This window comes from Endozoicomonas sp. 2B-B (genome assembly GCF_053470045.1).
Genome location: NZ_JBLZMU010000001.1, coordinates 6,630,508 through 6,656,696 on the forward strand (window position 1 = coordinate 6,630,508; position 26,189 = coordinate 6,656,696).

At 50.0% G+C, this 26,189-nt stretch carries 25 protein-coding genes; 18 read left to right on the forward strand and 7 right to left on the reverse strand.

All coding sequences use genetic code 11. From position 1 onward, the window contains the following. Positions 1 to 32: 32 nt before the first annotated feature. Both ACOMHB_RS23685 and ACOMHB_RS23690 read right to left on the reverse strand, forming a co-directional pair. On the reverse strand, positions 33 to 1,817 hold the full coding sequence (locus ACOMHB_RS23685) for an acyl-CoA dehydrogenase C-terminal domain-containing protein (RefSeq protein WP_448218478.1): 1,785 nt from the start codon (positions 1,815 to 1,817) through the stop codon (positions 33 to 35). A gap of 170 nt (positions 1,818 to 1,987) precedes the next feature. After that, complete coding sequence (locus ACOMHB_RS23690) at positions 1,988 to 2,563, reverse strand: hypothetical protein (protein WP_448218479.1); 576 nt, start codon at positions 2,561 to 2,563, stop codon at positions 1,988 to 1,990. A gap of 319 nt (positions 2,564 to 2,882) precedes the next feature. On the opposite strand from ACOMHB_RS23690, the gene ACOMHB_RS23695 reads away from it, so the two are divergent. Continuing rightward, the gene (locus ACOMHB_RS23695; RefSeq protein ID WP_448218480.1) at positions 2,883 to 3,143 is read left to right on the forward strand and encodes a hypothetical protein; all 261 of its coding nucleotides are present in this window, start codon (positions 2,883 to 2,885) and stop codon (positions 3,141 to 3,143) included. A gap of 293 nt (positions 3,144 to 3,436) precedes the next feature. Here the strand turns inward: ACOMHB_RS23695 and ACOMHB_RS23700 are convergent, their stop codons facing one another. Next, entirely contained in the window at positions 3,437 to 4,450 is a 1,014-nt protein-coding gene (locus ACOMHB_RS23700) for an IS110 family RNA-guided transposase (RefSeq protein ID WP_448215063.1), read from the reverse strand. A 146-nt stretch (positions 4,451 to 4,596) separates the two neighbouring features. Here ACOMHB_RS23700 and ACOMHB_RS23705 point away from each other — a divergent pair, with 146 nt between their 5' ends. Beyond that, positions 4,597 to 6,114 (forward strand): IS1182 family transposase, encoded by a 1,518-nt coding sequence (locus tag ACOMHB_RS23705; protein ID WP_448216038.1) that lies wholly within the window; start codon positions 4,597 to 4,599, stop codon positions 6,112 to 6,114. Positions 6,115 to 6,305: 191 nt separating this feature from the next. On the opposite strand, the gene ACOMHB_RS23710 is transcribed toward ACOMHB_RS23705, so the two are convergent. Next, positions 6,306 to 8,096, reverse strand: coding sequence for an acyl-CoA dehydrogenase C-terminal domain-containing protein (locus ACOMHB_RS23710; RefSeq protein WP_422139081.1), 1,791 nt, complete (start codon positions 8,094 to 8,096; stop codon positions 6,306 to 6,308). Positions 8,097 to 8,622: 526 nt separating this feature from the next. Here ACOMHB_RS23710 and ACOMHB_RS23715 point away from each other — a divergent pair. The 13 genes from ACOMHB_RS23715 to ACOMHB_RS23775 all read left to right on the forward strand — a co-directional run bounded on the left by ACOMHB_RS23715 (position 8,623) and on the right by ACOMHB_RS23775 (position 22,787). Continuing rightward, positions 8,623 to 9,684 (forward strand): ankyrin repeat domain-containing protein, encoded by a 1,062-nt coding sequence (locus tag ACOMHB_RS23715; protein ID WP_448218481.1) that lies wholly within the window; start codon positions 8,623 to 8,625, stop codon positions 9,682 to 9,684. A gap of 188 nt (positions 9,685 to 9,872) precedes the next feature. Beyond that, positions 9,873 to 10,925 (forward strand): ankyrin repeat domain-containing protein, encoded by a 1,053-nt coding sequence (locus ACOMHB_RS23720; protein ID WP_448218482.1) that lies wholly within the window; start codon positions 9,873 to 9,875, stop codon positions 10,923 to 10,925. 207 nt (positions 10,926 to 11,132) lie between these two features. Continuing rightward, positions 11,133 to 11,441 carry an ankyrin repeat domain-containing protein gene (locus tag ACOMHB_RS23725; protein ID WP_448218483.1) on the forward strand — a complete coding sequence of 103 codons (309 nt, stop codon included), beginning with the start codon at positions 11,133 to 11,135 and terminating at the stop codon, positions 11,439 to 11,441. A 138-nt stretch (positions 11,442 to 11,579) separates the two neighbouring features. Beyond that, positions 11,580 to 12,434, forward strand: a complete 855-nt coding sequence (locus ACOMHB_RS23730) for an ankyrin repeat domain-containing protein (protein ID WP_448218484.1) — start codon at positions 11,580 to 11,582, stop codon at positions 12,432 to 12,434. Between the two features lie 199 nt (positions 12,435 to 12,633). Further along, the gene (locus ACOMHB_RS23735; RefSeq protein ID WP_448218485.1) at positions 12,634 to 13,917 is read left to right on the forward strand and encodes an ankyrin repeat domain-containing protein; all 1,284 of its coding nucleotides are present in this window, start codon (positions 12,634 to 12,636) and stop codon (positions 13,915 to 13,917) included. A gap of 137 nt (positions 13,918 to 14,054) precedes the next feature. Continuing rightward, a complete protein-coding gene (locus tag ACOMHB_RS23740) occupies positions 14,055 to 14,741 on the forward strand; it encodes an ankyrin repeat domain-containing protein (protein ID WP_448218486.1) in 687 nt (228 codons plus the stop codon). Between the two features lie 144 nt (positions 14,742 to 14,885). After that, complete coding sequence (locus ACOMHB_RS23745; RefSeq protein WP_448218487.1) at positions 14,886 to 16,076, forward strand: ankyrin repeat domain-containing protein; 1,191 nt, start codon at positions 14,886 to 14,888, stop codon at positions 16,074 to 16,076. A gap of 136 nt (positions 16,077 to 16,212) precedes the next feature. Continuing rightward, complete coding sequence (locus tag ACOMHB_RS23750) at positions 16,213 to 17,007, forward strand: ankyrin repeat domain-containing protein (RefSeq protein ID WP_448218488.1); 795 nt, start codon at positions 16,213 to 16,215, stop codon at positions 17,005 to 17,007. A gap of 133 nt (positions 17,008 to 17,140) precedes the next feature. Continuing rightward, complete coding sequence (locus tag ACOMHB_RS23755; protein WP_448218489.1) at positions 17,141 to 18,013, forward strand: ankyrin repeat domain-containing protein; 873 nt, start codon at positions 17,141 to 17,143, stop codon at positions 18,011 to 18,013. Between the two features lie 255 nt (positions 18,014 to 18,268). After that, positions 18,269 to 19,126, forward strand: coding sequence for an ankyrin repeat domain-containing protein (locus tag ACOMHB_RS23760; protein ID WP_448218490.1), 858 nt, complete (start codon positions 18,269 to 18,271; stop codon positions 19,124 to 19,126). Between the two features lie 187 nt (positions 19,127 to 19,313). Then, positions 19,314 to 20,570 carry an ankyrin repeat domain-containing protein gene (locus ACOMHB_RS23765; protein WP_448218491.1) on the forward strand — a complete coding sequence of 419 codons (1,257 nt, stop codon included), beginning with the start codon at positions 19,314 to 19,316 and terminating at the stop codon, positions 20,568 to 20,570. Positions 20,571 to 20,778: 208 nt separating this feature from the next. Next, positions 20,779 to 21,840, forward strand: coding sequence for an ankyrin repeat domain-containing protein (locus ACOMHB_RS23770; RefSeq protein ID WP_448218492.1), 1,062 nt, complete (start codon positions 20,779 to 20,781; stop codon positions 21,838 to 21,840). A gap of 188 nt (positions 21,841 to 22,028) precedes the next feature. After that, a complete protein-coding gene (locus ACOMHB_RS23775; RefSeq protein ID WP_448218493.1) occupies positions 22,029 to 22,787 on the forward strand; it encodes an ankyrin repeat domain-containing protein in 759 nt (252 codons plus the stop codon). 196 nt (positions 22,788 to 22,983) lie between these two features. Here the strand turns inward: ACOMHB_RS23775 and ACOMHB_RS23780 are convergent, their stop codons facing one another. Both ACOMHB_RS23780 and ACOMHB_RS23785 read right to left on the reverse strand, forming a co-directional pair. Then, positions 22,984 to 23,250 carry a hypothetical protein gene (locus ACOMHB_RS23780; RefSeq protein WP_448218670.1) on the reverse strand — a complete coding sequence of 89 codons (267 nt, stop codon included), beginning with the start codon at positions 23,248 to 23,250 and terminating at the stop codon, positions 22,984 to 22,986. Positions 23,251 to 23,308: 58 nt separating this feature from the next. Beyond that, a complete protein-coding gene (locus ACOMHB_RS23785; RefSeq protein WP_448218494.1) occupies positions 23,309 to 23,818 on the reverse strand; it encodes a DUF29 domain-containing protein in 510 nt (169 codons plus the stop codon). A 51-nt stretch (positions 23,819 to 23,869) separates the two neighbouring features. On the opposite strand from ACOMHB_RS23785, the gene ACOMHB_RS23790 reads away from it, so the two are divergent. Then, entirely contained in the window at positions 23,870 to 24,100 is a 231-nt protein-coding gene (locus ACOMHB_RS23790) for a hypothetical protein (protein WP_448218495.1), read from the forward strand. A gap of 211 nt (positions 24,101 to 24,311) precedes the next feature. Here the strand turns inward: ACOMHB_RS23790 and ACOMHB_RS23795 are convergent, their stop codons facing one another. Next, positions 24,312 to 24,839, reverse strand: coding sequence for a DUF29 domain-containing protein (locus tag ACOMHB_RS23795; RefSeq protein WP_448218496.1), 528 nt, complete (start codon positions 24,837 to 24,839; stop codon positions 24,312 to 24,314). A 53-nt stretch (positions 24,840 to 24,892) separates the two neighbouring features. On the opposite strand from ACOMHB_RS23795, the gene ACOMHB_RS23800 reads away from it, so the two are divergent. Further along, positions 24,893 to 25,138: a hypothetical protein gene (locus tag ACOMHB_RS23800; RefSeq protein ID WP_448218497.1), complete on the forward strand. Its 246-nt coding sequence runs from the start codon at positions 24,893 to 24,895 to the stop codon at positions 25,136 to 25,138. Positions 25,139 to 25,355: 217 nt separating this feature from the next. Then, entirely contained in the window at positions 25,356 to 26,105 is a 750-nt protein-coding gene (locus ACOMHB_RS23805) for an ankyrin repeat domain-containing protein (protein WP_448218498.1), read from the forward strand. The last annotated feature ends 84 nt before the right edge of the window (positions 26,106 to 26,189 follow it).

The window sequence follows — 26,189 nt, forward strand, 5'->3', positions numbered from 1 at the left end:
ATTGATTGATTAAATGTGGAAACTATTCGCTATCAAAATTGTTCAGCCGACAATTCATAAAGCGCTTCTGTTCCAGAAGCTGCAGAAACGAGTAAACCTTCCATTCTGGGCAATAAACGCTGGTAAAAGTATCGGGCAGTAATAATCTTGGCCTGATAAAATTCATCTTCCTGAGTGCCTGCTGACAACTTGGCTTGAGCTTCTCTTACCATCATCGCCCACATCCAGGCATAACAAACGTATGAAAACGCATGCAGATAATCATTACAGCTGGAATTAATCACATTCGGATCATTGGCAGCCTGACTCAGCAGATCATCTGTCAGGGTCTCAAGTTTGACCAGAGCTGCTTCCAGAGGAGCAGTGAACTCATCGCCTTGTCCTTCAGCAATAAAACGCCTGACATTAGCGGCAAATTGTTTGAATGAGGTACCACCATTCATAGCGATCTTGCGACCCAGCAGATCCAGTGCCTGAATGCCATTGGTGCCTTCATAAATCTGGGCAATACGAACATCCCTGACCAGTTGCTCCTGTCCCCACTCACGAATGTAACCATGACCACCAAATACCTGCTGACCGGAAACACAGCTTTCAAGGCCCATATCGGTCAGGAACGCTTTCACAACGGGGGTCAACAGGCCCACCTGATCTGAAGCCTGGTTTCTTTCTGTTTCATCCGGGCTGAACTTGGCGGTATCCAGCAGATTCGCGACATAGGTTGAAAAAGCTCGCCCACCCTCGTTCAGAGCTTTCATGTTAAGCAGCATTCTTCGAACATCGCCATGCACAATGATCGGATCGGCAGCCTTTTCAGGCTGTTGCGGACCGGTAGCTGCCCGGCCCTGAACTCTGTCCAGAGCATATTCGAGAGCTGACTGATAAGACATTTCACTGGTGCCCAGTCCCTGAATACCGACAAAGAGTCGCTCATAGTTCATCATGGTGAACATAGCGTTAAGACCCTTGTTAACATCTCCCACCAGGTAACCTTTGGCGCCATCAAAGTTCATGACACAGGTGGCTGAACCCTTGATCCCCATTTTGTGTTCCAGAGAACCACAGTGAACCTGGTTTCTATCTGCCAGAGTCCCATCTTCATTCACATTTACCTTGGGTACCAGGAACATGGAAATACCTTTGGGTCCGGCAGGTGCATCGGGCAATTTGGCCAGAACCAGATAAATGATGTTTTCTGTCAGATCATGCTCACCGGCAGTAATGAAAATCTTGGTGCCGGTAATGTTGTAGGAACCGTCACCATTATCTTCCGCCCGGGTTCTGATTATACCCAGGTCTGTTCCACTGTGTGACTCAGTCAGGCACATAGCTCCCGTCCATTCGCCGGAATAGAGTCTGGGAAGATAAAGGGACTTAAGCTCTTCGCTGGCGTGGGCATCAATCGCCAGCGCAGAACCGGATGTCAGGCTCGGGTAGAGGATAAAGGCCAGGCTGGCACTGCTGAACATTTCATCAAATTGTGCACTCAGTGCTTTTGGCATCCCGATACCACCATACTCGGGATTGCCCGCGATGCCTGTCAAACCAGCTTCTGAAAACAACCGATAGGCTTCTTTATAGCCTTTCGGAGTGGTAACGCCTTCTTCACTCCAGTGGCAACCTTCCTCATCACCTTCCCGGTTGAGAGGAGCCACTGTTCTCGCAGCCAGTTTGGCACCTTCTTCCAGGAAAGCATCAGCCGTTTCACGATCAACCACTTCCTGGGTAGCAGGCCACTGACTCCATCGCTTGTCGGTATTGAACACTTCGTACATTACAAAGCGCATATCACGGAGAGGTGCCTGATAGTCTGCCATGGGGGACACTCCTGAAATTTTAATGTTTTTAATCAGTGTCCGGTCATTTTACCCCAGAGGAACAGGGGCTAAAAGGAATGTTTTAAACTAACGTTTGAATTTTTAACTACAAAAAAACGACATCTCCAATTTGTGGTATTTTTTGATAAGGGTGGCAAACGTTCAGGGCATTAGAAACGGTAATAAAAACCCGCAGAGAAAACCACCGCCGCATAGGATAACTCAACACCAAACCCCTTATAGTCGATGTCGAGTACGGCCTGAACCAGAGGGAAGACACGGCTTAGATATTCCTTATATCCATAGACAATCCCTGCGCGATACCCTGCCTCTATATCAAAGGCTCCATATTTTTGTTGATACAGAGTTCGCTGCACACCTCCAGACCAGACTCTGTCACAGTGAGTATTAATGAGAGTTGCGCCGTAATAACCTTCATAGGAGAAAGCGATCAGCTTATTGTTGCTTTCCTGATCATCACCACCCTCAAGATGAAAGGTCCACATGCCCAGGTAAAGATGATCTCTGGAAGGACGACCCCAAATTTGATCGACCCAATCTGTCTCCTTGTTAAAACTGTCATAAGGCAAAGAAGTGTCTGCAGTGACTGAAACGAGTTCTTCTTTCCCATGCGAGCCCTCATCCCTGATCTGCAAGTTTTTAAGGTCTGTGTCAACAGCCAATAGAATGTCTGTCGGCTCTAACCATTGCAAATGCCCCTGATGAGCCCGAAGCTCGTAGTTCATTTCATTATTTTCAGCCGCTTGCACTTTCAAGCCGCAGGGTATCAAAAGAAGAAATATCTGTAAGAAAGAATTAATGGATTGCTTAAAAAAGCCCGATAAGGGATTTATTAGTGTTTTCTGCTTGCTCATCGCCTCGCCTAATACAGCTCCGGTTAGGTACTTATATCTCCACGGACTTTGAAAAAGGACTAATGCCGTGTTTTTTTATAGACCAGCGTTGGAGGTTAGGCAAAAAACATTAGACTCAAAACAGTGTCTGGAAAAAAATCACCAGACTGCATTTTTATTAAATAACTGCGCATATTTCAAAGGAATGTTTATGCGGTATCTTATAACCCTGATCAGCATGATGCTGAAAATCACATGGCAGCCAGACTGGATGCAGGATCAGCTGCCCGATAAACGTCACTTTTATCGTCGAACCTTGACTGGCTCTTATCGAGCCAAGAAAAAGATTGTCAAAAACATCTGGATCGCAGCCGGACTGTTAATGCTGATTAATCCGGTTATACACATTGTGATGCTAATCGCTCTTCCCGTTACCCTCCTCAGTTTTGTTATTCTCGATGAAACTTCCTAGGAGCCTTATATGGTCCGCCCCGTTTTGCAAGAGCCTGTTTTGTTAATTAGCAAACAAAGATAACTGCAATCATATATACGGCCTATTCATGAGGTCTAACCCTCTGGCCCTGATGGGTATCCGCGCAACCTGGCCTTATCAGTCCGACGGCCTCAAGGGTCAAGGCTCCTATCAGGTTTCAGGTTGCCGGTTTTTACCTGTTTGCCATCAACTGTACATGCTCATCGCAATCTGCGGGGGGGTCCCCTTTGATTAAGCTTATGCTTTACTTTGCCGCTGCCGCCTTTACTTCATTATGCAGCCTTGTAAACTTCATTTCGGGTCATGATGACCCAGACAATCCGAGCCATTTTATTAGCCAGACCAACGGCGGCAACGTTGTGATTGCTGCGCTCATTAAGTTGGCTAACCCATTTTTTACAGCGGTCATCCTTATTTTTGAGGCAGTGGAGTACCGAACGTGCGCCGTGTATCAATAATGTGCGCAGGTATTTATCACCCCGTTTACTGATGCCCAGCAGGACTGACTTACCGCCTGTGGAATGCTGTCTTGGAACTAATCCCATCCATGCGGCAAGGTGTCGACCAGATTTAAAATACGTCGCATCACCAATGGCTGCCTTCAATGCTGTGGCAGTGATGGCTCCGATACCCGGCATAGTCATCATTCGACGACATTCGTCGTCGTTTTTTGCTAGCTCCTGAATTTTCTGGTCATACTGTTGAATACGCTTGTCAAGACTGGCCAACTCTTCTGATAAACCATGTAGCAGCTCACGAGTCAGCGAATGGAGTCCATTTTCAGCATCTTCCAGAATTCGTGGAAGCTGTGCACGAACTTTACCAATACCCTGGGCAACTACAATACCTTCTTCCAATAGTGACCCCCGGATCTGGTTAACCAGGGCAGTTCTCTGATCAACCGCTTGTTGACGATAGCGGTGCAGAAGTTGCCAGGCCTGCTGCTCTGATGTTTTAACAGGTACAAAACGCATGCTGGGCCGTGAAGCTGCTTCTGCAATCGCTTCAGCATCGTTGTAGTCATTTTTGTTGGTCTTGACATAAGGCTTGACAAATTGAGGTGAAATCAGCTTGACAGTATGCTCATAGTTCTTGAATAACCGAGCCAAATAGTGAGCACCACCACAAGCTTCCATAGCGATAATGCATGGCTCCAGATTTGCCACGTACTCTAGAAGGTTCTTCCTGGACGACTTCTTTCTGATGACTTTGCTACCCTGCTCATCAACACCAAACAGGTGAAAGTTGTTCTTGCCAATATCGATACCAAGTACTGAAATAGTCATGGGTGGTTCGCTCCGGTTAATCCTGTTTAAATGGTTAACTCCATTTTGGCTCATTTGAAGCCGTTTAGGAGGGGCGGACCATCCCATTAGACCGAGAATAGGCTTATCTGTTATGATAAGCCTTAAACCAACTCCGATGATGCCAGATGTCACCACCACCAAAATTCAAGGACAGCCCTGTTGAGTTTGACCAGCATCTGCTGTTCCCAACCAACATTTTCGACCTGCTTCCCAAAGACCATGATTGTTTCGTTTATGAAAGCATTTTTCAGAACATCGATACGTCTGAGGTTGAAAAAAAATATCACCACCTTGGTCAGCACGCTTACCCTCCAAAGCTCATTGTCGCTATTCTGATCTACGCCTATAGCCATGGTGTTTTCAGCTCCCGTCAGATTGAGCGACGGTGTCGACAAGATCTGGCGTTCATGTATATCTCACAAATGAACTGCCCAAATTTCAGGGTTCTGGGAGATTTTCGTAAGGAAAATCTGTCGTTTTTTCATGACTGCTTCAAACAGTCCGTCAAACTGGCCATGGAGCTCAAAATGGCATCACTGGGCCATATCAGCCTGGATGGCTCCAAGTTCAAAGCCAACAGCTCAAAGCACAAGGCCATGACCTACGGAAGGCTCAAGGCTAAAGAGGCAGAACTCAGTGCAGAAGTGGATGAGCTGATCAAAAAAGCCAGTCAGTGCGACCAGGAAGAAGACGACGCCTACAAAGCAAGCAACGGCTACAGCATTCCTGAAGACCTCCAGTTTAAAGAGGAGCGTCTGAAAAAAATCAAAGCGGCCAAAGAAGCCCTTGAAGAACGCGAAAAAGCCCTGAACCCTGATGAGCCTATTGACGACAAAAGGCAGATAAGCTTTGCAGACCATGATGCCCGGATCATGAGCAAGAAAAGTTACTGTGAGTACAGCTACAATGCTCAAATCACCGTAGATGCTGATAATCAGATCATCGTCGGCCAGCACATCAGCCAGCAAGCCAATGATGTTCAGGAGGCAGAGCCTGCTTTGGAAGCACTGTCTGAGACAACCGATGGTGCTGTAGTGGATAAGGTGAGCATGGATAATGGTTATTTCTCAGGGCCAAACCTGCATGTGCTGGATAAGCATGAAATAGATGGCTACATAGCCACCGACAGAAAAGAGAAGCCAGCAGATACCCAGCTTAAGGACTCTGAGCGTAAGTTTGTCAAAGCAGATTTTGACTACGATGCAGAAATGGATGTGTTTATCTGTCCGGCTGGGGAGAAGCTGATAACTAACCCAGACAGCAAGGCCAAGAGGCAGAGTTACCGGGCGAACAAGGACGCATGCAGGAAGTGTGTTTACCGTTCACAATGCAGTGGCTCAAAAAAGGATGCTGGCAGGGTCATCCGCACAGACAAGTTTGAGCCCGCGCGGCAACGTATGAACAAGAAAATGGAGACAGCCAGTGCGAAAGCAATCTATGAGCGTCGTAAGGTCATTGCAGAGCCACCGTTTGGTCATATAAAAAACTCAGGGTTCAGGAGTTTTAGCCTTCGTGGTAAAGAGAAGGTAGAAGCAGAGTTCTCACTGGTATGCACGGCACACAATTTCAAAAAATTTGTGAAGGCCGCTTCAACGGGATCAATCCGTCTTGAGAATTTAAAAGGGGTTAAAAAAGCGGCATAAAGGCTGTGAAAAGGCCTAAATTTGCAAAAATGAGCAAAATTACACCAAAAATTGGATGTTTTTTGCTCATCCTGAAATTTTAGAGAGCCTCTGGGGATCTAGTTACGCCATTCTCGGTCAGGCTCCTAGTGTTCAGACATAAAAAAAGGGGCTGCCGAAGCAACCCCCTGTCAGAAAACTCTTATCCGGGATTAGAGTTCACCGAAATCTTCCTCAGCCATATCCAGCAGATTCGCTGTGCCTGACAACATGGCAGATTTGTGAGCCTGTGTTCTTGGCAGGATACGTTCAAAGTAGAAACGTGCAGTCTGAATCTTGGCTTTGTAGAAGCCTTCTTCAGTTGTACCTTCAGCCAGCTTCTCCTTGGCCAGGCGAGCCATATCAGCCCACATATAAGCCAGAGTCGCATAACCGGAATACATCAGGAAGTCGACGGAAGCCGCACCCACTTCATCAGGATTTTCCATCGCCTTCAGGCCCAGCTGCATGGTGAGATCGCCCCACTCCTTGTTCAAGGCAGCCAGTGGCTCAACAAAGGCTTTCAGGTCTTCGTTTTCAGCGTGAGCTTTACAGAACTTGTGAATTTCCTTGGTAAATGGCTTCATGGTTTCACCACCGCTCTGGAAGATTTTTCTTCCCAGCAGGTCCAGAGCCTGGATACCGGTAGTTCCTTCATACAGCATGGAAATACGGCAGTCACGAACGTTCTGCTCCATACCCCATTCACTGATATAGCCGTGGCCACCGTAGCACTGAAGTGCGTGGTTGGCGGACTCAAAACCGGTTTCGGTCAGGAAAGCCTTGACGATAGGTGTCAGGAAGCCCAGTTCCTTATCAGCCTGTTCACGCACTGCTTCATCAGGACTGTGCAGCAGATCTGCTTTCTTGGCTGTGTAGTAAAGAAGGGCACGATTGCCTTCGGTTAAGGATTTGATGGTCAGCAGCATCCGACGTACGTCAGGGTGCACAATAATTGGGTCAGCCGGACCTTCAGTGTTCTTGGCACCGCTCAGGGAGCGCATTTGCAGACGTTCGCGGGCGTAGCGCAGAGCACCCTGGAAGGCGATTTCACCGTGGGACAGGCCCTGAATACCCGTACCCAGGCGGGCAGTATTCATGAAGGTGAACATGCAGTGCAGACCACGGTTTTCCGGACCAATCAGGAAGCCGGTTGCTTCGTCAAAGTTCATGACACAGGTGGCGTTACCGTGAATCCCCATCTTGTGCTCAATGGAACCACAACTTACGCCATTGCTCTCACCGTGCTTGCCAGGCAGATATTTGGGAACGATAAACAGCGAGATCCCTTTGGTACCTTTTGGAGCACCCGGCAGACGCGCCAGAACGATGTGGACAATATTGTCTGCCATGTCGTGTTCACCGGCAGAAATAAAGATCTTGGTACCTGAAATTTTATAAGTACCATCAGCGGCAGGCTCGGCTTTGGTTCGCAGCATACCCAGGTCAGAACCGCAGTGAGGCTCGGTCAGACACATGGTACCTGTCCATTCACCGGATACCAGCTTGGTCAGGTAAGCTTGCTTCTGTTCTTCAGTACCATGGGCTTCCAAAGTATTCATGGCACCATGACTGAGTCCGGGATACATGCCCCAGGCCCAGTTGGCTTCTCCCATCAGTTCGCTGAGAACCAGACCCAGAGAGTAAGGCAGACCCTGGCCACCGTATTCTGGATCACTGGACAGTGAAGGCCAGCCGCCTTCAACGTATTGCAGGTAAGCCTCTTTAAAACCGTCTGGTGTTTTTACACCGTCCTCGGACCAGGTGCAGCCTTGCTCATCACCGACCTGATTCAAAGGGGCCAGAACCTGTTCACAGAACTTGGCACCTTCTTCAAGGATGGCGTCCACCATATCAGGGCTAGCTTCTTCTCCACCGGGGAGACTGGCGTAATGTTCCTGATATCCCAGGAGCTCGTCACGAACGAACCGGATATCGCGCAGGGGGGCCTTATAGTCTGGCATAACGGTACCTCTGGGTTGTCTTATGTTTTAGTGTTTATTTATGAAACAGATTGTAAAATTATAGCAACAGTTTCAAACAGTCGTTTGAAAGTTACGATCGCTTACAGTAAATGTCAACTATTGTTCATTTTCCTTTCCTGTTTGTTCGGTTGATTTTCATGGTCGAGAGTTTTGATGCAGGGCCTGTGGTGAATGAGGTCAGCGGCAAATCTTACCCGGATGATTTTTTCCCGATCGCGTGTTTTTTTAAGCCTGTTTTGCGGGGGAATCAGATCAGGTGGAGCAGTCATCGACAGAGAAAATTAGTGTCGATGCCATTGTGAATAATGGTTTCACTGCTTTGATGCTGGCATGCGAGAACGGAAAAAAAACGTTGTGTTATCCAGTAACCAAGGTCTTCAGGTGTTCCCATCTTCTGCGTTTTTGAAATTGGTGACTATTTAGTCACTACAAACTTTGATTGCCATATACATGAACTATCATAGTTTCTTTGTACCTGACCCGGACCACTTATTGGCCAACACAGATGCTCTACTTATTGAGTGTTGCATTGCTCGCTACCCTCTCCCTTTGGACAGTGAAGGCTGATCAATGTCCTATTTGTCTGGCTCACTTCCATGGCCGAAGTAAAGCGTCCGTGGTCGTCAAAACCCAATGTTGTGGCCAACTTTTCGATCTGGACTGTATTTCGAAGTCTTTTGTTGAACAACCCATCGGCTCGCGACAGTGCGCGATGTGTCGGCAAGACCCGATGCCTCTGGTAAATCAGAACACCAATGAATCTCACCCGGATACATTTTTCCCCGATCAGAGGTTTTATCTTGCCTGTATAATCGGGGATCTGGGTCAGGTGGAGAGGTCAGTGGCAGAAGGCGTCAATGTTAATGCTGTTATGACTAATGGTCTCACTGCCTTGATGTTGGCATCCCGCTGGAGGCACGCTGATGTCGCAGAACGCCTGATCAATGTCGGGGCAAACGTCAACACCGCCTGGCATGGGGATGGCACCACCTCGCTGTTCCTGGCTGCTGTGAATGGCTTTGCCGACTGCGTAAAAATACTGATCAACGCCGAGGCGGATCTCGACATCCCTCGGACTTCGGATGGCGCCACTCCACTGTTCGCCGCTGCTATGAGAGGCAATACCGACTGCGTGAAACTTCTGATCAACGCCGGGGCGAATTTCAACGCCCGGACCAAGAATGGCACCACACCACTCTTCGCGGCTGCACAAGAAAATAACACCAACTGCGTGAAACTCCTGATCAACGCCGGGGTGGATATCAACATCCCTCGGGCTTCGGATGGCTCCACCCCACTGTTGGCCGCTGCTGTGAAAGGCAATAGCGACTGCTTGGAACTCCTGATCAATGCCGAGGCGGATCTCAACGCACGAACTGAGGATGGGCTCACCGCACTGTTCATGGCAGCTCAACAAAATAACATCAATTGCGTGAAACTCCTGATCAACGCCGGGGCGGATCTCAACATCCCTCGGATTTCGGATGGCATCACCTCGCTGTCCATCGCAACCGCGAGGGGCAATATCGAGTGTGCGCTAGCCCTTATCAAGGCTGGAGCAAAGTAGGGAACTGAGGCAAGGAAGGGAGCAAAAAAAAGGCGTTGTTTTATCCGGTAACCGCAGCTCTCAGCTGTTGCCATCTTCTGAGCTTTTGAGATAGGTGATTGTTTAGTCACAGCAAACTTTTATAGCCATAAAAATAAACTACCATAATTTCTTTGTACCCAACCCTCACTACTTCTTGGCCAGTACAGATGTTCTACCTATGGATGACATTGATCGCTGCCCTCTCCTCATGGACACTAAAGGCCGATCAATGTGCTATTTGTCTGGCTAACTTCCATAACCGTAATGAAGTGCCTGTGGTCGTCAAAACCGCATGTTGCGGCCAACTCTTCGATCTGGACTGTGTTTCGAGGTGTTTTGTTGATCAGCCCATCGGCTCACGCCGTTGCGCGATGTGTCGGCAAAACCCGATGCCTGTGGTAAATCAAAACACCAGTGAATCTCTCCCTGATACATTTTTCCCCGATCTGACGTTTTATAGCGCCTGCTCCAATGGGGATCTGGATCAGGTGGAAAGGTCACTGGCAGAAGGCGTCAATGTCAATGCCGTCGTGACTAATGGTTTCACCGCCTTGATGTTCGCATCCTATTATGGGCAAATGAACGTCGTCGAGCGCCTGATCAACGCCGGGGCGGACGTCAACATCGCCCGGAATGAGGATGGCGTCACCCCGCTATTCATAGCTGCCCAGACAGGCAATACCGGCTGCCTGAAAATCCTGATTGAAGCCGAAGCAGATCTCAACGCCCGGACCGAGAATGGCGCCACCCCGCTGTTCACCGCTGCACAAGAAAATAACATCGACTGCGTGAAACGCCTGATCAACGCCGGGGCTGATCTCAACGCCGCCCGGACCGAGGATGGCGCCACCCCGTTGTCCGCCGCAGCACAGATGGGCAATACCTATTGCGTGAAAGCCCTGATCAACGCCGGGGCGGATCTCAACGCCCCGACCAAGACGGGCGCCACCCCGCTGTTCTTCGCAGCGCAGGAAAATAAAACCGACTGCCTGCAAGCCCTGATCGAAGCCAAGGCGGATCTCAACGCACGAACTGAGCGTGGGGTCACCGCACTGTTCATCACCGCCCAAGAAAGTAACACCGACTGCGTACAACTCCTGATCAACGCCGGGGCAGATCTCAACGCCCAGACCAAGACTGGCGCCACCCCGCTGTCCATCGCAACAGAGATGAGCAATACAGAATGTGCGCAAGCCCTTATCAAGGCTGGAGCAAAGTAAAGAACTGAGGCAAGGAAGGCAGCGAAAGAAAGGCGTTGTGTTATCCAGTAACCACGGCTTTCAGAACCGAGTGTGCGCAACTCCTTATCGACTTCGGAGCGGATCTCAAAAGCATCCCTCCACTGCTCATCGAAGTCCTTAAGGGCAATACCGAGAAGGTGCGACTCCTGATTGCTGACAAGGCAGATCCCAACGCCGCCTTGTTGGATGGCACCCCCCCCGCTGTACATGGCAGCTCAAGAGGGCAATACCCAGTGCGTGAATCTCCTGCTCAACGCTGGTGCGAATCCCAACACTGCCTTACCAACTGGTGCCACCCCGTTGTTCATCGCAGCCCTGAAGGGCAATGTCGAGTGCCTGAAAATCCTGCTCAACTTTGGAGCAGATCTCAAAGCCGCCAGATATAGGGATGGCGCGACTGCATTGTCCATCGCAATTGAGAAGGGCAACAACGACTGCACAGAAGCCCTTGTTGAGGCCGAGAAAGCAAATGAAGGGTACTGCGTTATCTTGTAAACACGGCTTTAAGGTGTTCCCATCTTCTGAGCTTTTGAGATGGGTGATTATTTGGTCACAGCAAACGGTGATAGCCATACAAATGAACTACTATACTCCTTTCGAACCTAACCCTTACTACTTACTTGGCTAGCACAGATGTTCTTCTTATGTATGGCGTTGCTCGCTGCCTTCTTCCCGACGACACTGGGGGCCGACATATGTCCTGTTTGTCTGGCTCCCTTCCATGGCCGAAGTGAAGAGCCTGTGGTCGTGACAACCCAATGTTGTGGCCAACGCTTCGATCTGGACTGTATTTCGAAATGTTTTTCTGAACAGCCCATCGGCTCACGCCGTTGCGCGACGTGTCGGCAAAACCCGATGCCTTTGGTGAATCAGAACACCAATGAAACTCTCCCGGATACATTTTTCCCCAATCAGACGTTTTATCTTGCCTGCTTATCTGGGGATCTGGATCAGGTGGAGAGGTCGCTGGCAGAAGGAGTCAATGTCAATGCCGCTATGACTAATGATTTTACGGCATTGATGTTGGCATCCACTATAGGAGACACAGACCTCGTCGAACGCCTGATCATTGCCGGGGCGAACGTCAACACTGTCCTTTCGAGTAGCGCCAATGCAATGCTCATGGCTGTTTTCATGGGTAATAGCGACTGCGTGAAACACCTGATCAACGCCGGGGCAGATCTCAACGTCGCCAGAACGTCGGATGGCGCCACGCCACTTTCCGTCGCAGCCTGGAAAGGCAGTACCGAATGCGTGAAAGCACTGATCGAAGCCAAGGCAGACCTCAACCTCCCCAGGACTGATGGCGCCACCCCGCTTCACGTCGCAGCCCGCAGAGGTAATCACGATTGCTTGGAAATCCTGATCAACGCCGGGGCGGATCTCAACGCCGCCAGAACTTCGGATGGCTCCACCCCGCTGTCCATCGCAACCGAGATGGGCAATAGCGAGTGTGCGCAAGCCCTTATCAAGGCTGGAGCAAAGTAAGGAACTGAGGCAAGGAAGGAAGCAAAAAAAGGCGTTGTTTTATCCGGTAACCGCAGCTCTCAGGTGTTGCCATCTTCTGAGCTTTTGAGATGGGTGATTATTTAGTCACAGCAAACTTTATAGTCATAAAATTGAACTATCGTGCTTTTTTTGTTTCTAAATCTGTATAGCTTCTTAAAAAAACACAGAGGTTTTACTTATGAATATCAATACTCTCTCCCCTTTCCTCATGGGTACTGACGTAAGTTCGAAGGACGATGTCTGTGCTATTTGTTTGGAAAATTTCCATGGCCACGGTGTGGCGCCAGTGGACGCCGACGAAACCGAATGTCTAACCCATTGTGGCCACACATTCCATCTGGTCTGTCTTACGAGTCAGTATTTTACAAAACCTATCGGCTCACGCGAGTGCGCAATGTGTCGGCAAGACCCGATGCCTGTGGTGGGTAAGAAAATCGGTAAATCTTACCCGGATAAATTTTTCCCCGACGAGACGTTTTACGATGCCTGTCTTCAAGGGGATTACGATCAGGTGGATAAGTCAATGGCAGAGGGAGTCAATATCAATGCCGTTATGAAATATGGTCTCACTGCCTTGATGCTGGGATCCTGTAGTGGGAACAGGGCAGTCGTCGAACGCCAGCTCAAAGCTGGGGCAAAGGTCGGCGCTACCAGAACTGAGGATGGTGCCACCGCGCTTATTATTGCAGTCCTGGAGGGCAATACCGAGTGTGCGCAACTCCTGATCGACAAAGGGGCGGATCTCAAAGGCATCCCTCCACTGCTCATCGAAGTCCTCAAGGGCAATACCGAAAAGGTGCGAATCATGATTGCCGATGGGGCAGACCCCAACACCGACTTGTGGGGCACCACCCCAGTGTTTACCGCAGCACTGAAGGGCAATACCAAGTGTTTACAACTTCTGATTGAAAAAGGGGCGGCTTTTGACACTGCCAGAGCTTCGGATGGCTTCACTCCACTGTCCATCGCAGTCTGGAAAGGCAAAACCGATTGCGCGGAAATCCTGATCAAAGCCGGGGCGGATTTAAACGTCCGGACTAACGGTGGCTATAACATGTTGTTTCTCGCTGCCCAAGAAAATAACACCGGGTGCGTGAAACTCCTGATCAAACACGGGGTGGATCTCAACGCCGCCGGGACTTCAGAGGGCACCACCCCGCTCTACATGGCAGCTCAAGAGGGCAATACCCAGTGCGTGAAACTCCTGCTCAACGCCGGTGCGAATCCCAACACTGCCTTGCCAGAGGGTGTCACTCCACTGTTCATCGCAGCCGAGAAGGGCAATGTCGAGTGCCTGAAACTCCTGCTCAACTTTGGAGCAGATCTCAAAGCCGCCAGATTTAGGGATGGCGCAACTGCATTGTCCATTGCAAATGAGAAGGGTCACAACGACTGCGCAGAAGCCCTTATCGAGGCCGAGAGAGCAAAGAGAGCAAATGAAGGGTACTGCGTTATCCTGTAACCACGGCTTTCAGGTGTTCCTGTCTTCTGAGCTTTTGAGATAGGTGATTATTTAGTCACAGCAAACTTTTGTAGCCATAAAAATAAACTACCATAATTTCTTTGTACCCAACCCGCACGACTTCTTGGCCAGTACAGATGTTCTGCCTATGGATGACATTGATCGCTGCCCTCTACTCATGGACGCTAAAAGCCGATCAATGCGCTATCTGTTTGGCTAACTTCCATAACCGTAATGAAGAGCCAGTGGTCGTCAAAACCGGATGTTGCGGCCAACTCTTCGATCTGGACTGTGTTTCGAGGTGTTTTGTTGATCAGCCCATCGGCTCACGCCGTTGCGCGATGTGTCGGCAAAACCCGATGCCTTTGATGAATCAGAACACCAGTGAATCTCACCCGGATACATTTTTCCCCGATCAGACATTTTATATCGCCTGCTCCAACGGGGATCTGGAGCAGGTGGAGAGATCACTGGCAGAAGGCGTCAATGTCAATGCCGTTACCTCTGATGATCTCACGGCCTTGATGATGGCATCCTATGGGGGGCATACAGACGTTGTCGAGAGCCTTATCAACGCTGGGGCAAGCCCCAACGCCGCCCGATCATGTGGTGCTACCGCGCTGTACTTCGCTGTCCAGGAAAATAACCCCGACTGCGTGAAACTCCTGATCAACGCCGGGGCGAATCCCAACGCCGCCAATACCTCGAATGGCGCCACCCCGTTGTCCATCGCAACCAGGCTGGGCCATAGCGATTGCGTCAAAGCCCTTACCGAGGCCAGAGAAAGGAAGGAAACAAAAGAAAGGCATTTTGCTATCCACTAAAAACAGCTTTCAGGTGTTCCCATCTTACGAGTTTTGCAATGCGTGATTATTTAGTCACAGCAAATTTATTCGCCATAAAACTGAATTATCGTACTTTTTTTGTGTCTAAAACTCATTAGATAAAACAACGAGGAGGTTTTACTTGTGGATGCCATTACAGCCCCCCCTCTCCCCATGGGACCTGATGCAACGTCGACGAACGATGCCTGTCCTATTTGTTTGGAAGATTTCCATGGTCGCGATGTGACGGCTGCGGTCGTTAAACCTATATTTCGAACCCAATGTGGCCACCGCTACCATGTAGACTGTATTACGCAGCTATTTCTTGATGTAGCCATAGACCGCCGCCGGTGCGCGTATTGCCGGGGAGACCCGTTCCCTGTGATGAATTTGAACACCGGTGAATCTCACCAGGTTAAATTTCTCCCCAATCTGAGGTTTTATTTAGCCTGTTCAAACGGGAACCGGGAACAGGTGTCCAGGGCGCTGGCAGAAGGAGTCAATGTCAATGCCGTCATGAATAAGGATACTCCCTTGATCTTGGCATCCAATGAGGGGGATGAAGTGATCGTCGACCACCTGCTCAAGGCCGGGGCGGAAGTCAATACCGCCCGGACTGAGGACGGCGCCACCGCGCTGATGGTAGCTGCCCAGCGGGGCAGGACCAACTGCGTGAAACTTCTGCTCAAGGCCAGGGCGAATGTCAACGCCCGAAATGTGACGGGCGCCACTCCACTGTACTTTGCTGCTGAGAAAGGCAGAACCGGGTGCGTGAAACTCCTGCTCAATGCCGGGGCAGATCGCAACATCCCCAAGACTTCGGATGGCGCCACCCCTCTGTCCATCGCTGTTTCGAGAAGCTATGTCGAGTGCGTGGAACTCTTGATCAAAGACGAGACAGATCTCAACACCCGGTTCAGGGATGGCAACACGCTGCTACTCATTGCAGCCTGTAAGGGCACCATGGAACTCCTGATCAAAAATGGGGCGGATCTCAACGCCGCCAGAACTTCGGATGGCGCCACCCCGCTTTTCATCGCAGCTTTGAAAGGCAATACCGATTGCGTCGAAACCCTGATCAACGGCGGGGCGAATGTCAACGCCGCCAGGACTTCGGATGGCGCCACCCCGCTTTTCATCGCAGCTTTGAAAGGCAATACCAATTGCGTGGAAACCCTGATCAACGCCGGGGCGGATCTCAACGCCGCCAGAACTTCGGATGGCGCCACCCCGCTGTCTATCGCAATCGAGATGGACAACGTCGACTGCGCATTGGCCCTTATCAAGGCCAAGACTCCGAAGAGAACAAATGAAGGGTACTGCATTATCCTGTAACACGGCTTTAAGGAGTTCCCATCTGCTGAGTTTTTGAAATTCGTGATTATTTAGTCACAGCAAACTTTGATAGCCATACAAATAAACTATCATGATTGCTTTGGACCTAAACCGCGCTGCTTATTGGCTAGTACAGATGTTCTACCTAAAGGTCACATTGATCGCTGCCCTCTTCTCATGGACACTGAAGGCCGATCTACTTGAAATTTGTCTGGATTGCTACCGCTACCATAGCCGTAGTAGAGAGACTGTGTTCGTCATCACCCGATGTCGCCACTTCTACCATCTGGACTGCATTACGAGGCAATTTGTTATTCAGCCCACAGGCTCTCGCCAGTGCGGGTATTGCCGACAAAACCCGCTCCCTGTTTTGCATTGGCATACCGGTGAATCGTACCCGGATACATTTTTCCCCAATCAGACCTTTTATGATGCCTGTTATGACGGGGATTTGGATCAGGTGGAGAAGTCACTGGCAGAAGGAGTCAATGTCAATGCCGTTATGACCGATGATTTCACATCCTTGATGTTGGCATCCTCCGGAGGGCACACGGACGTCGTTGAACGCCTTATCAACGCCGGAGCAAACGTCAACGCCGCCATGACCTCGAATGGCGCCACCCCGCTTTTCTTCGCAGCTTGGAAAGGCCATACCGATTGCATGAAAATCCTGATCAACGCCGGGGCGGATCTCAACGCCGCCAGGACTTCGGATGGTGCCACCCCGTTGCTCGCCGCTGCTGAGAAAGGCAGTACCGTATGTGTGAAAGCACTGGTCAACGCCGGGGCGGATCTCAACGCCGCCAGGACTTCGGATGGCGCCACCCCACTGTCCATCGCAACCAGGTTGGGCCATACCGACTGCGTGGAAGCCCTTACTGCGACCAAAGAAAGGAAGGAAACAAAAGAAAGGCATTTTGCTATCCAGTAAAAACAGCTTTCAAGTGTTCCCATCTTCCGGTTTTTTGATATTCATGATTATTTGGTCACAGCAAACTGTGATAGCCATGTAAATGAACTATCATGCTTATTTGGATCTAACCCGTGCTTATTGACCAAAACAAATGTTCTTCTCGTGGATGGCATTGCTCGCTGGTCTCTCCCCCTGGAAACCGGAGGTCGATCAATGTCCTATTTGTTTGGCTTGCTTCCAAAGCCGTGATTCAGCGCCTGTGGTTGTCAAAACTCAATGTTGTGGCCGACTCTTCGATCTGGATTGTGTTTCAAAGTGGTTTATTGATCAGCCCATCGGCTCACGCCGTTGTGCGATGTGTCGGCAAAACCCGATGCCTTTGGTGAACCAGAACACCAGTGAATCTCACCCGGATACATTTTTCCCCGATCAGACATTTTTTCGTGCCTGTTTAGACGGGGATTTGGAACAGGTGGAAAGATCACTGGCAGAAGGAGTCAATGTCAATGCCGTTATGACTGATGATTTAACGGCCCTGATGTTGGCGTCCTATGGAGGGCACATGGACGTCGTCGAACGCCTTATCAACGCCGGGGCGAACCCCAACGCCGAACATTCGAGTGGCGCTACCGCGCTGTACTTCGCTACTCAGGAAAATAACTCCGACTGCGTGAAACTCCTGATCAACGCTGGGGCTAACCTCAACGCCGCCATGACTTCGGATGGCGCCTCCCCGCTTTTCATCGCAGCCCAGAACGGCAATGCCGACTGCCTGAAAATCCTTATCAACGCCGGGGCTAACCTCAACGCCGCCACGACTTCGGATGGCGCCACCCCACTTTTCATCGCAGCCTGGAAAGGCTATACCGATTGCCTGGAAATCCTGATCCGCGCCGGGGCGGATCTCAATGCCTTCAGGACTTTGGATGGCGCCTCCCCGCTAGGCGCCGCTGTTGCGAAAGGCAATACCGAATGCGTGAAAGCACTGATCGAAGCCGAGGAGCATCTCAACGCCCTGGACTAAAGGTGGCTCCACCCCGCCGTCCATTGCAACCAAATTGGACAATGCCGTCTATGTGAAAGTCCTTATTGAGTTCGAGGCAAGGAAGGGAACAAAAGAAAGTCGTCGTGTTATCCAGTAACCACGGCTTTCAGGTGTTCCCATCTTCGTGTTTTTTGATATTCATGATTATTTGGTCACAGCAAACTGTGATAGTCATACAAATGAACTACCATACTTTTTTTGTATCTAACCCAAGCTACTTATTGACCAACACAGATGTTTTACTTATGGGTGGCATTGCTCACTACCCTCTCCCCGTCAGCAGTAAAGGCTGATCAATGTCCTATTTGTCTGGCTGACTTCCATGGTCGAAGTGAAGCGCCTGTGGTCGTCAAAACCCAATGTTGTGGCCAACGCTTCGATCTGGACTGTATATCGAGGTGTTTTTTTAATCAGCCCATCGGCTCACGCCGGTGCGCGATGTGTCGGCAAGACCCGGTGCCTGTGGTGAATCAGAACACCAGTGAATCTCACCCCGATACATTTTTCCCCGATCGGACATTTTATGATGCCTGTTGTGATGGAGATTTGGATCAAGTGGAGAGGTCACTGGCAGAAGGCGTCAATGTCAATGCTGCTATGAATGATGGCTTCACTGCCTTCATGTTGGCATCCAGCAAGGGGCACATGGACATCGTTGAACGCCTGATCAACGCCGGGGCGAACGTCAACGTAGCTCGGAATGAAGATGGCACCACCCCGCTGTTCATCGCGGCCCTGACGGGCAACACCGGCTGCCTGAAAATCCTGATCAACGCCGGGGCGGATCTCAACGCTGCCTTGCCAAATGGCGTCACCCCGTTGTTTGCCGCTGCTGCGATAGGCAATACCGAATGCGTGAAAGCACTGATCGAAGCCGAGGCGAATCTCAACGCCGCCAGGACTTTGGATGGCGCCACTCCACTGTTCATCGCTGCCGAGTTGGGCAATACCGAATGCGTGAAGCTCTTGGTCAACGCCGGGGCGAATCTCAACATCTGCCGGACTTCGGATGGCGCCACACCGCTCTGCGCAGCAGCCCTGAAGGGCAATACCGACTGCGTCGAACTCTTGGTCAACGCCGGGGCAGAGTAGGGAACAGAGGCAGTGAAAGAAACAGAAGAAAGGCGTTATATTGTCCAGTAAACACAGCTCTCAGGTGTTCCCATCTCCCGAGTTTTGCAATGTGTAATTATTTTGCCAGAGCAAGCTTTGATAGCCATATAAATGAACTACCATACTTTCTTTGCACCTAACCCGTAATACTTATCGGCTAGCACAGATGTTTTACTTATGGATGGCATTGCTCACTGCCCTCTCCCCGACAACAGTTAAGGCTGATCAATGTCCTGTTTGTCTGGCTGAGTTCCATGGTCGAAGTGAAGCGCCTGTGGTCGTCAAAACCCAATGTTGTGGCCAACGCTTCGATCTGGACTGTATATCGAGGTGTTTTGCTGATCAGCCCATCGGCTCTCGCCGGTGTGCGATGTGCCGACAAAACCCGATGCCTTTGGTGAATCAGAACACCAGTGAAGCTCACCCGGATACATTTTTCCCCGATCAGACGTTTTATCGTGCCTGTTTATTCGGGGATCTGGACCAGGTAGAGAGGTCGCTGGCAGAAGGAGTCAATGTCAATGCCGCTATGAATGGTGATTTCACGGCCTTGATGTTGGCATCCGCTATGGGACATATAGACGTAGTCGAACGCCTGATCATTGCTGGGGCGAACCTCGACACTGTCCTTTCGAGTGGTGCCACTGCACTGTTCCTCGCTGCTAACGCGGGTAATAGCGACTGCGTGAAACGCCTGATCAACGCCGGGGCGGATGTCAACGCCGCCAGAACTTCGGATGGCGCCACATCACTTTCCGTCGCAGCCTGGAAAGGCAATATCGAATGCGTGAAAGCACTGATCGAAGCCAAGGCGGACCTCAACCGCCCCAGGACTGATGGCACCACCCCGCTTCACTCCGCAGCCTATAAAGGTAATAACGATTGCGTGGAAATCCTGATTAACGCCGGTGCGGATCTCGACGCCCGGATGCAGAATGGCTCCACCCCGCTGTTCGTAGCTGCACAAGAAAATAACGCCGACTGCATGAAACTCCTGATCAACGCCGGAGCGTATCTCAACGCCGCCAGAACTTCGGATGGCGCCACCCCTCTGTACATGGCAGCCCAGATGGGCAATATCGACTGCGTAAAACACCTGATTGCCGCTGGGGCGAATCTCAATGCCGCCAAGACTTGGGATGGCGCCACCCCGCTTTTCATCGCAGCCTGGAAAGGCAATATCAATTGCCTTGAAATCCTGATCCACGTCGGGGCGGATCTCAACGCCGCCAGGACTTCGGATGGCTCCACCCCGCTGTTCGCGGCAGCCATCAGGGGCAATACTGAGTGCGTGGAAATCCTGATCAACGCCGGGGCAAACCTCAACAGCCTGACTAAGCTTGGCACTACCCCGCTGTCCATCGCAACCCGGAAAGGCAACACCGACTGCGCGAAAGCCCTGATCAAGGCTGGAGCAAAGTAGGGAACTGAAGCAAGGAAGAGAACAAAACAAAGGCGTTGTGTTACCCGCTAAACACAGCTTTCAGGTATTCCCAGCTTCTGTGTTTTGCAATGCGAGATTATTTAGTCACAGCAAATTTATCAGCCATAAAACTGAATTATCGTACTTTTTTGGTGTCTAAGACTCATGTGGATAACTCATTGAATAAAATAACGAGGAGGTTTTACTTATGGATGCCATTACTCACTCCCCTTTCCCCGTGGGAACTGACGTAACGTCGACGAACGATGCCTGTCCTATTTGTTTGGAAGATTTCCATGGTCGCGATGTGACGGCTGTGAGCGTCAAACCTGTATTTCAAACCCAATGTGGCCACCGCTATCATGTGGACTGTATTACGCAGCTATTTCTTAAAGTAGCCATAGACCACCGCCAGTGCGCGTATTGTCGGGAAGACCCGTTCCCTGTGATGAATTTGAACACCGGTGAATATCACCAGGCTAAATTTTTCCCCAATCTGATGTTTTACCGGGCCTGTGAATACGGGAACCGGAGAGATGTGTATAGGGCGTTGGCAGAAGGCGTCAATGTCAATGCCGTCATGAATAAGAATACTCCCTTGATGTTGGCAACCAGTGAGGGGGATGAGGTGATCGTCGGTCGCCTGATCAAGGCCGGGGCGGACGTCAATACCGCCCGGACTGAGGACGGCGCCACCGCGCTGATGATAGCTGCCCAGCTTGGCAGAACCAACTGCGTGAAACGCCTGCTCAAGGCCAGGGCCGATATCAACGCCCGAACGGTTATGGGCGTCACCCCACTGTACTTTGCTACTGATAGAGCCAATACCGACTGCGTGAAACACCTGCTCAAGGCCGGGGCAGATCGCAACATCCCCAAGACTTCGGATGGCGCCACCCCACTGTTCATCGCTGTTTCAAGAGGCTATGTCAAGTGTGTGGAACTCTTGATCAAAGACGAGGCAGATCTCAACACCCGGTTTAGGGATGGCAACACGCTGCTACTCATCGCGGCCTTTAAGGGCAATAGAGGCTGCATGAAACTCCTGATCAAAAATGGGGCGGATCTCAACGCCGCCTTGCCGGATGGAACCACCCCGCTGTTCCTCGCTGCCCAAGAAAATAAGTACAGCTGCGTGAAACTCCTGATCAAAGCCGGGGCGGATCTCAACGCTGCCAGAACCAGTGATGGCGCCACCCCGCTGTCCATCGCAATCCTAAAGGGCAATAACGAGTGTGCGATAGCCCTGATCAAGGCCGGAGCAAAATAAGGAACAGAGGAAAGGCAAGGGAACAAAAGAAAAGTGCTGTGTTATCCAGTAATACGACTTTCAGGTGTTCCTATCTTCTGGATTTTTGAAATTCGTGATTATTTAGCCGCAGCAAACTTTGATAGCCGTACAAATGAACTAACATACTCCCTTTGAACCTAACCCATAATACTTATTGGCTAGCACAGATGTTCTACTTATGGGTGGCATTGCTCACTACCCTCTCCCCGTCAATAGTAAAGGCTGATCAATGTCCTATTTGTCTGGCTTACTTCCATGGTCGAAGTTTAGCGCCCGTGGTCGTCACAACCCAATGTTGTCGCCAACGCTTCGATCTGGACTGTATTACGAGGTGTTTTCTTGATCAGCCCATCGGCTCACGCCGGTGTGCGATGTGTCGGCAAGACCCGATGCCTGTGGTGAATCAGAACACCAATGAATCTCACCCGGATACATTTTTCCCCGATTGGACATTTTATGATGCCTGTTATGACGGAGATTTGGATCAATTGGAGAGGTCACTGGCAGAAGGAGTCAATGCCAATGCCGTGATGGTTAATGGTCTCACTGCCTTGATGGTGGCATCCATTATGGGGCACACGGACGTCGTCGAACGCCTGATCAACGCCGGGGCGAATCCCAACGCTGCCAGAACTTTGGATGGCACCACCCCGCTTTTCGTCGCAGCTTTGAAGGGCAATACCGATTGCCTGGAAATCCTGATCAACGCCGGGGCGGATCTCAACGCCGCCAGAACTCCGGATGGCGCCACCCCGCTTTTCATCGCAGCCTGGAAAGGCTATACCGATTGCGTGGAAATCCTGATCCACGTCGGGGCGGATCTCAATGCCACCACGACTTTGGATGGCTCAACCCCAGTGTCCATCGCAACCGAAATGGGCAATACCAACTGCGTGAAAGTCCTTACAGAGGCCGAGGCAAAGTAGGGAAATGAGGTAAGGAAAGGAACAAAAGAAAGTCGGAGTGTTATCCAGTAACCACGACTTTCAGGTGTTCCCATCTTCTGGATTTTTGAAATTCGTGATTATTTGGTCACAGCAAACTTTGATAGCCATACCAATGCACTACCATACCTTCTTTGTATCTAACCCGGACCACTTATTGATAATGCAGATGTTCTATTTATGTATGGCATTGCTCGCTGCTTTTTTCCCGTCGACGCTGGAAGCTGATCAATGTCCTATTTGTCTGATTCCCTTCCATGGTCGAAGTTAAGAGCCTGTGGTGAATCAGAACACCAGTGAATCTCTCCCGGATACATTTTTCCCCGCTTGGACATTTTATGGTGCCTGTAACACTACCCATTTCGTGCTCCATAGCCTCCAACAGATTGTCAATGTCAAGCTGGTCAAACTGTCGTTTGGTCAGCAGTTCACGCTGTTGGGTCAGCCATTGGGTGTAATCGGTTTTGTAAAATCAGTCATTGTCAGCCTCCGGCAGCCAGTCTTCAGTCGTGGATGTGGATATTGACGCCATTTAGCGGATACCAGTCTTCTGTCATTAACTGGTCAAACGACCAGGGGCACCCATTGGGAAAACTGCTATTGTTCAGGCGTTGTGCTTCGCTTCTGGCGTAGCTGTTCATTCCCCTGATCGCTCTTTGTTTGGCTTTGGGGTAAGCCTCAGATAGTGTTTCATCCACTTTGGATCGTACACAAGGATTCTCTTCGATCAGGGATTCGATTTCTGATCTTGAATTGTCAATGCTGGTCAACCAACTATGAATGAAATACATATTGCAACCATCCTTCAGTACCGTCGTCTGGTACTCACATTTAAGTAAATGAAGAATCAGATTGGTAAGAAGATTTCTTAACTCACGAATATGATCATTAAGGCCCAACTCTAGCTCTCCCAACAAATTCTCAATGTCAAGCTGGTCAAACTGTCGTTTGGCAAGCAGATCCCGCTGTTGGCTCAACCATCGGTGGTAATCAGTGTCATACAAGTTTTCCATAAATACCTCCATTGCCCTACCACTGTAGGCAAATAACAGAAGGGAATCAAAATGAATTACCAAAGCACAGATGCCTTTGTCGGGGGCTTTGCCCGTGGTTTTGGGCTGGTCAATTCGGCCATTGATGCCAAAGAGAACCGTCAGTATCGCAAAGAAATGATGGGGATGCAGAAAGAATTGTATGATCGCAAGATTCAGAGAGGCAACTACGACTGCGAAGAAGTCCTTATCGAGGCCAGGCAAGGGAAAGGAATGAAAGCATCAAGTTGTGTTATCCAGTAACCACGGCTTTCAGGCGTTCCCATCTTCTGGATTTTTGAGATACATTTTTCCCCGATTGGACATTTTATGGTGCCTGTAATACCACCCATTTCGTGCTCCATAGCCTCCAACAGATTGTCAATGTCAAGCTGGTCAAACTGTCGTTTGGTCAGCAGTTCACGCTGTTGGGTCAGTCATTGGTGGTAATCGGTATTGTATAGGTTACTCATGGTCAGCCTCCGGCAGCCAGTCTTCTGTCGTGGAGATTGACGCCATTAAGGGGATACCAGTCTTCAGTCATGATCTGTTCAAATGACCACGGACACTCAGGCGGGAAACTACTGTCATTCAGTCGTTGCGTTTCGCTACTGCCGTAGATGTTCATTTCTTTAACGGCTCTCTCTTTGGCATCAGGATAAGCTTCACTTAAAACCTCTTCAATTTTTGCTGTAAGACAATGATTTTTTTCTATTAATTTATCAATATCACGTCTTGCATTGCATATGCTAACCACCCACCCCTTAAGGACTCTTTCAGTAGCTGTACTGTCTCTCAACACACTGGTTTGGTAGTCTATTTTGAGAAGATGAAGTATAAGAATTACCAAGTGACTGTCTAGTACACGAAGGTCTTGCTTAATGCTCAACTCTAAATCCTCAATCAGGTTTTCTAAATCCAACTGATTAAAGTTTTGAGTTTTCAACAGGGTTACTTGCTGACTCAGCCATTGATGATAATCAGTGTTATATAAATTATTCATAAAAATACCTCCATTGCCCTACCACTGTAGGCAAATAACAGAAGGGAATCAAAATGAATTACCAAAGCACAGATGCCTTTGTCGGGGGCTTTGCCCGTGGTTTTGGGCTGGTCAATTCGGCCATTGATGCCAAAGAGAACCGTCAGTATCGCAAAGAAATGATGGGGATGCGGAAAGAATTCTATGATCGCAAGATTCAGAGAGAGGACATGAACAATAAAGTTAATGCGCTTCGGGCTTTACTATTTTTGAGCGCAAGCGACGATCCGGCAGAACGGCAACTGGCTCAGGATATTTGACGCAACTACGACTGCGAAAAAGTCCTTATCGAGGCCAGGAAAGGGAAAGGAATGAAAGCATCGAGTTTTGTTATCCGGTAACCACGACTTTAAGGTGTTCCCATCTTCTGGATTTTTGAAATTCGTGATTGTTTAGCCGTAGCAAACTTTGATAGCCATACCAATGGACTAACATACTTTTTTTGTATCTAACCCTTAACACTTTTGACCAATCCAGATGTTCTATTTATGTATGGCATTCCTTGCTGCCTTCTTCCCGTCGACACCGGAGGCCGATCAATGTCCTATTTGCCTGTCTCCCTTCCATGGTCGAAGTGTACCGCCCGTGGTCGTCACAACCCAATGTTGTCGCCAACGCTTCGATCTGGACTGTATTTCGAGATATTTTACTGATCAGCCCATCGGCTCACGCCGGTGCGCGATGTGTCGGCAAGACCCGATGCCTTTGGTGAATCAGAACACCAGTGAATCTCACCCGGATACATTTTTCCCCGATCGAACATTTTTTCGTGCCTGTTTATTCGGGGATCTGGATCAGGTGGAGAGGTCTCTGGCAGAAGGAGTCAATGTCAATGCGGTTATGATTGATGATTACACTGCCCTGATGTTGGCATCCGGCCTGGGGCACATAGACGTCGTCGAACGCCTGATCAACGCTGGGGCGAACCTCGACGCTGCCGGTTCGACTCGTCCCACTGCACTGCTCTTCGCTGTTAACTATGGTAATACCGATTGCGTGAAACGCCTGATCCACGCCGGAGCGGATCTCAACGCTGCCTTGACGGATGGCACCACCTCGCTGTCCATCGCTGCCCAGGAAAATAACATCGACTGTTTGAAACTCCTGATCAACGCCGGGGCGGATCTCAACGCTGCCATGCTGACTGGCGAAACTCCACTGTCCATCGCAACCGAGCTGGGCAATACCGACTGCGTGGAAGCCTTGATCAAGGCTGGAGCAAAATAGGGCTTTCAGGTGTTCCCACCTTCCGAGTTTTGCAATGCGTGGTTATTTAGCCAGAGCAAACTTTGATAGCCATACCAATGAACT

Coding starts and splice junctions, on each gene's coding strand:
- ACOMHB_RS23735 (WP_448218485.1), top strand. CDS start 12,634: ATGAATATCAATACTCTCTCCCCTTTCCTCATGGGTACTGACGTAAGT.
- ACOMHB_RS23750 (WP_448218488.1), top strand. CDS start 16,213: ATGTTCTACCTAAAGGTCACATTGATCGCTGCCCTCTTCTCATGGACA.
- ACOMHB_RS23700 (WP_448215063.1), bottom strand. CDS start 4,450: ATGACTATTTCAGTACTTGGTATCGATATTGGCAAGAACAACTTTCAC.
- ACOMHB_RS23690 (WP_448218479.1), bottom strand. CDS start 2,563: ATGAACTACGAGCTTCGGGCTCATCAGGGGCATTTGCAATGGTTAGAG.
- ACOMHB_RS23685 (WP_448218478.1), bottom strand. CDS start 1,817: ATGGCAGACTATCAGGCACCTCTCCGTGATATGCGCTTTGTAATGTAC.
- ACOMHB_RS23790 (WP_448218495.1), top strand. CDS start 23,870: ATGAATTACCAAAGCACAGATGCCTTTGTCGGGGGCTTTGCCCGTGGT.
- ACOMHB_RS23725 (WP_448218483.1), top strand. CDS start 11,133: ATGGCACCCCCCCCGCTGTACATGGCAGCTCAAGAGGGCAATACCCAG.
- ACOMHB_RS23775 (WP_448218493.1), top strand. CDS start 22,029: ATGTTCTACTTATGGGTGGCATTGCTCACTACCCTCTCCCCGTCAATA.
- ACOMHB_RS23785 (WP_448218494.1), bottom strand. CDS start 23,818: ATGGAAAACTTGTATGACACTGATTACCACCGATGGTTGAGCCAACAG.
- ACOMHB_RS23795 (WP_448218496.1), bottom strand. CDS start 24,839: ATGAATAATTTATATAACACTGATTATCATCAATGGCTGAGTCAGCAA.
- ACOMHB_RS23805 (WP_448218498.1), top strand. CDS start 25,356: ATGTTCTATTTATGTATGGCATTCCTTGCTGCCTTCTTCCCGTCGACA.
- ACOMHB_RS23730 (WP_448218484.1), top strand. CDS start 11,580: ATGTTCTTCTTATGTATGGCGTTGCTCGCTGCCTTCTTCCCGACGACA.
- ACOMHB_RS23705 (WP_448216038.1), top strand. CDS start 4,597: ATGTCACCACCACCAAAATTCAAGGACAGCCCTGTTGAGTTTGACCAG.
- ACOMHB_RS23720 (WP_448218482.1), top strand. CDS start 9,873: ATGTTCTACCTATGGATGACATTGATCGCTGCCCTCTCCTCATGGACA.
- ACOMHB_RS23755 (WP_448218489.1), top strand. CDS start 17,141: ATGTTCTTCTCGTGGATGGCATTGCTCGCTGGTCTCTCCCCCTGGAAA.
- ACOMHB_RS23765 (WP_448218491.1), top strand. CDS start 19,314: ATGTTTTACTTATGGATGGCATTGCTCACTGCCCTCTCCCCGACAACA.
- ACOMHB_RS23800 (WP_448218497.1), top strand. CDS start 24,893: ATGAATTACCAAAGCACAGATGCCTTTGTCGGGGGCTTTGCCCGTGGT.
- ACOMHB_RS23695 (WP_448218480.1), top strand. CDS start 2,883: ATGCGGTATCTTATAACCCTGATCAGCATGATGCTGAAAATCACATGG.
- ACOMHB_RS23710 (WP_422139081.1), bottom strand. CDS start 8,096: ATGCCAGACTATAAGGCCCCCCTGCGCGATATCCGGTTCGTTCGTGAC.
- ACOMHB_RS23740 (WP_448218486.1), top strand. CDS start 14,055: ATGTTCTGCCTATGGATGACATTGATCGCTGCCCTCTACTCATGGACG.
- ACOMHB_RS23770 (WP_448218492.1), top strand. CDS start 20,779: ATGGATGCCATTACTCACTCCCCTTTCCCCGTGGGAACTGACGTAACG.
- ACOMHB_RS23715 (WP_448218481.1), top strand. CDS start 8,623: ATGCTCTACTTATTGAGTGTTGCATTGCTCGCTACCCTCTCCCTTTGG.
- ACOMHB_RS23760 (WP_448218490.1), top strand. CDS start 18,269: ATGTTTTACTTATGGGTGGCATTGCTCACTACCCTCTCCCCGTCAGCA.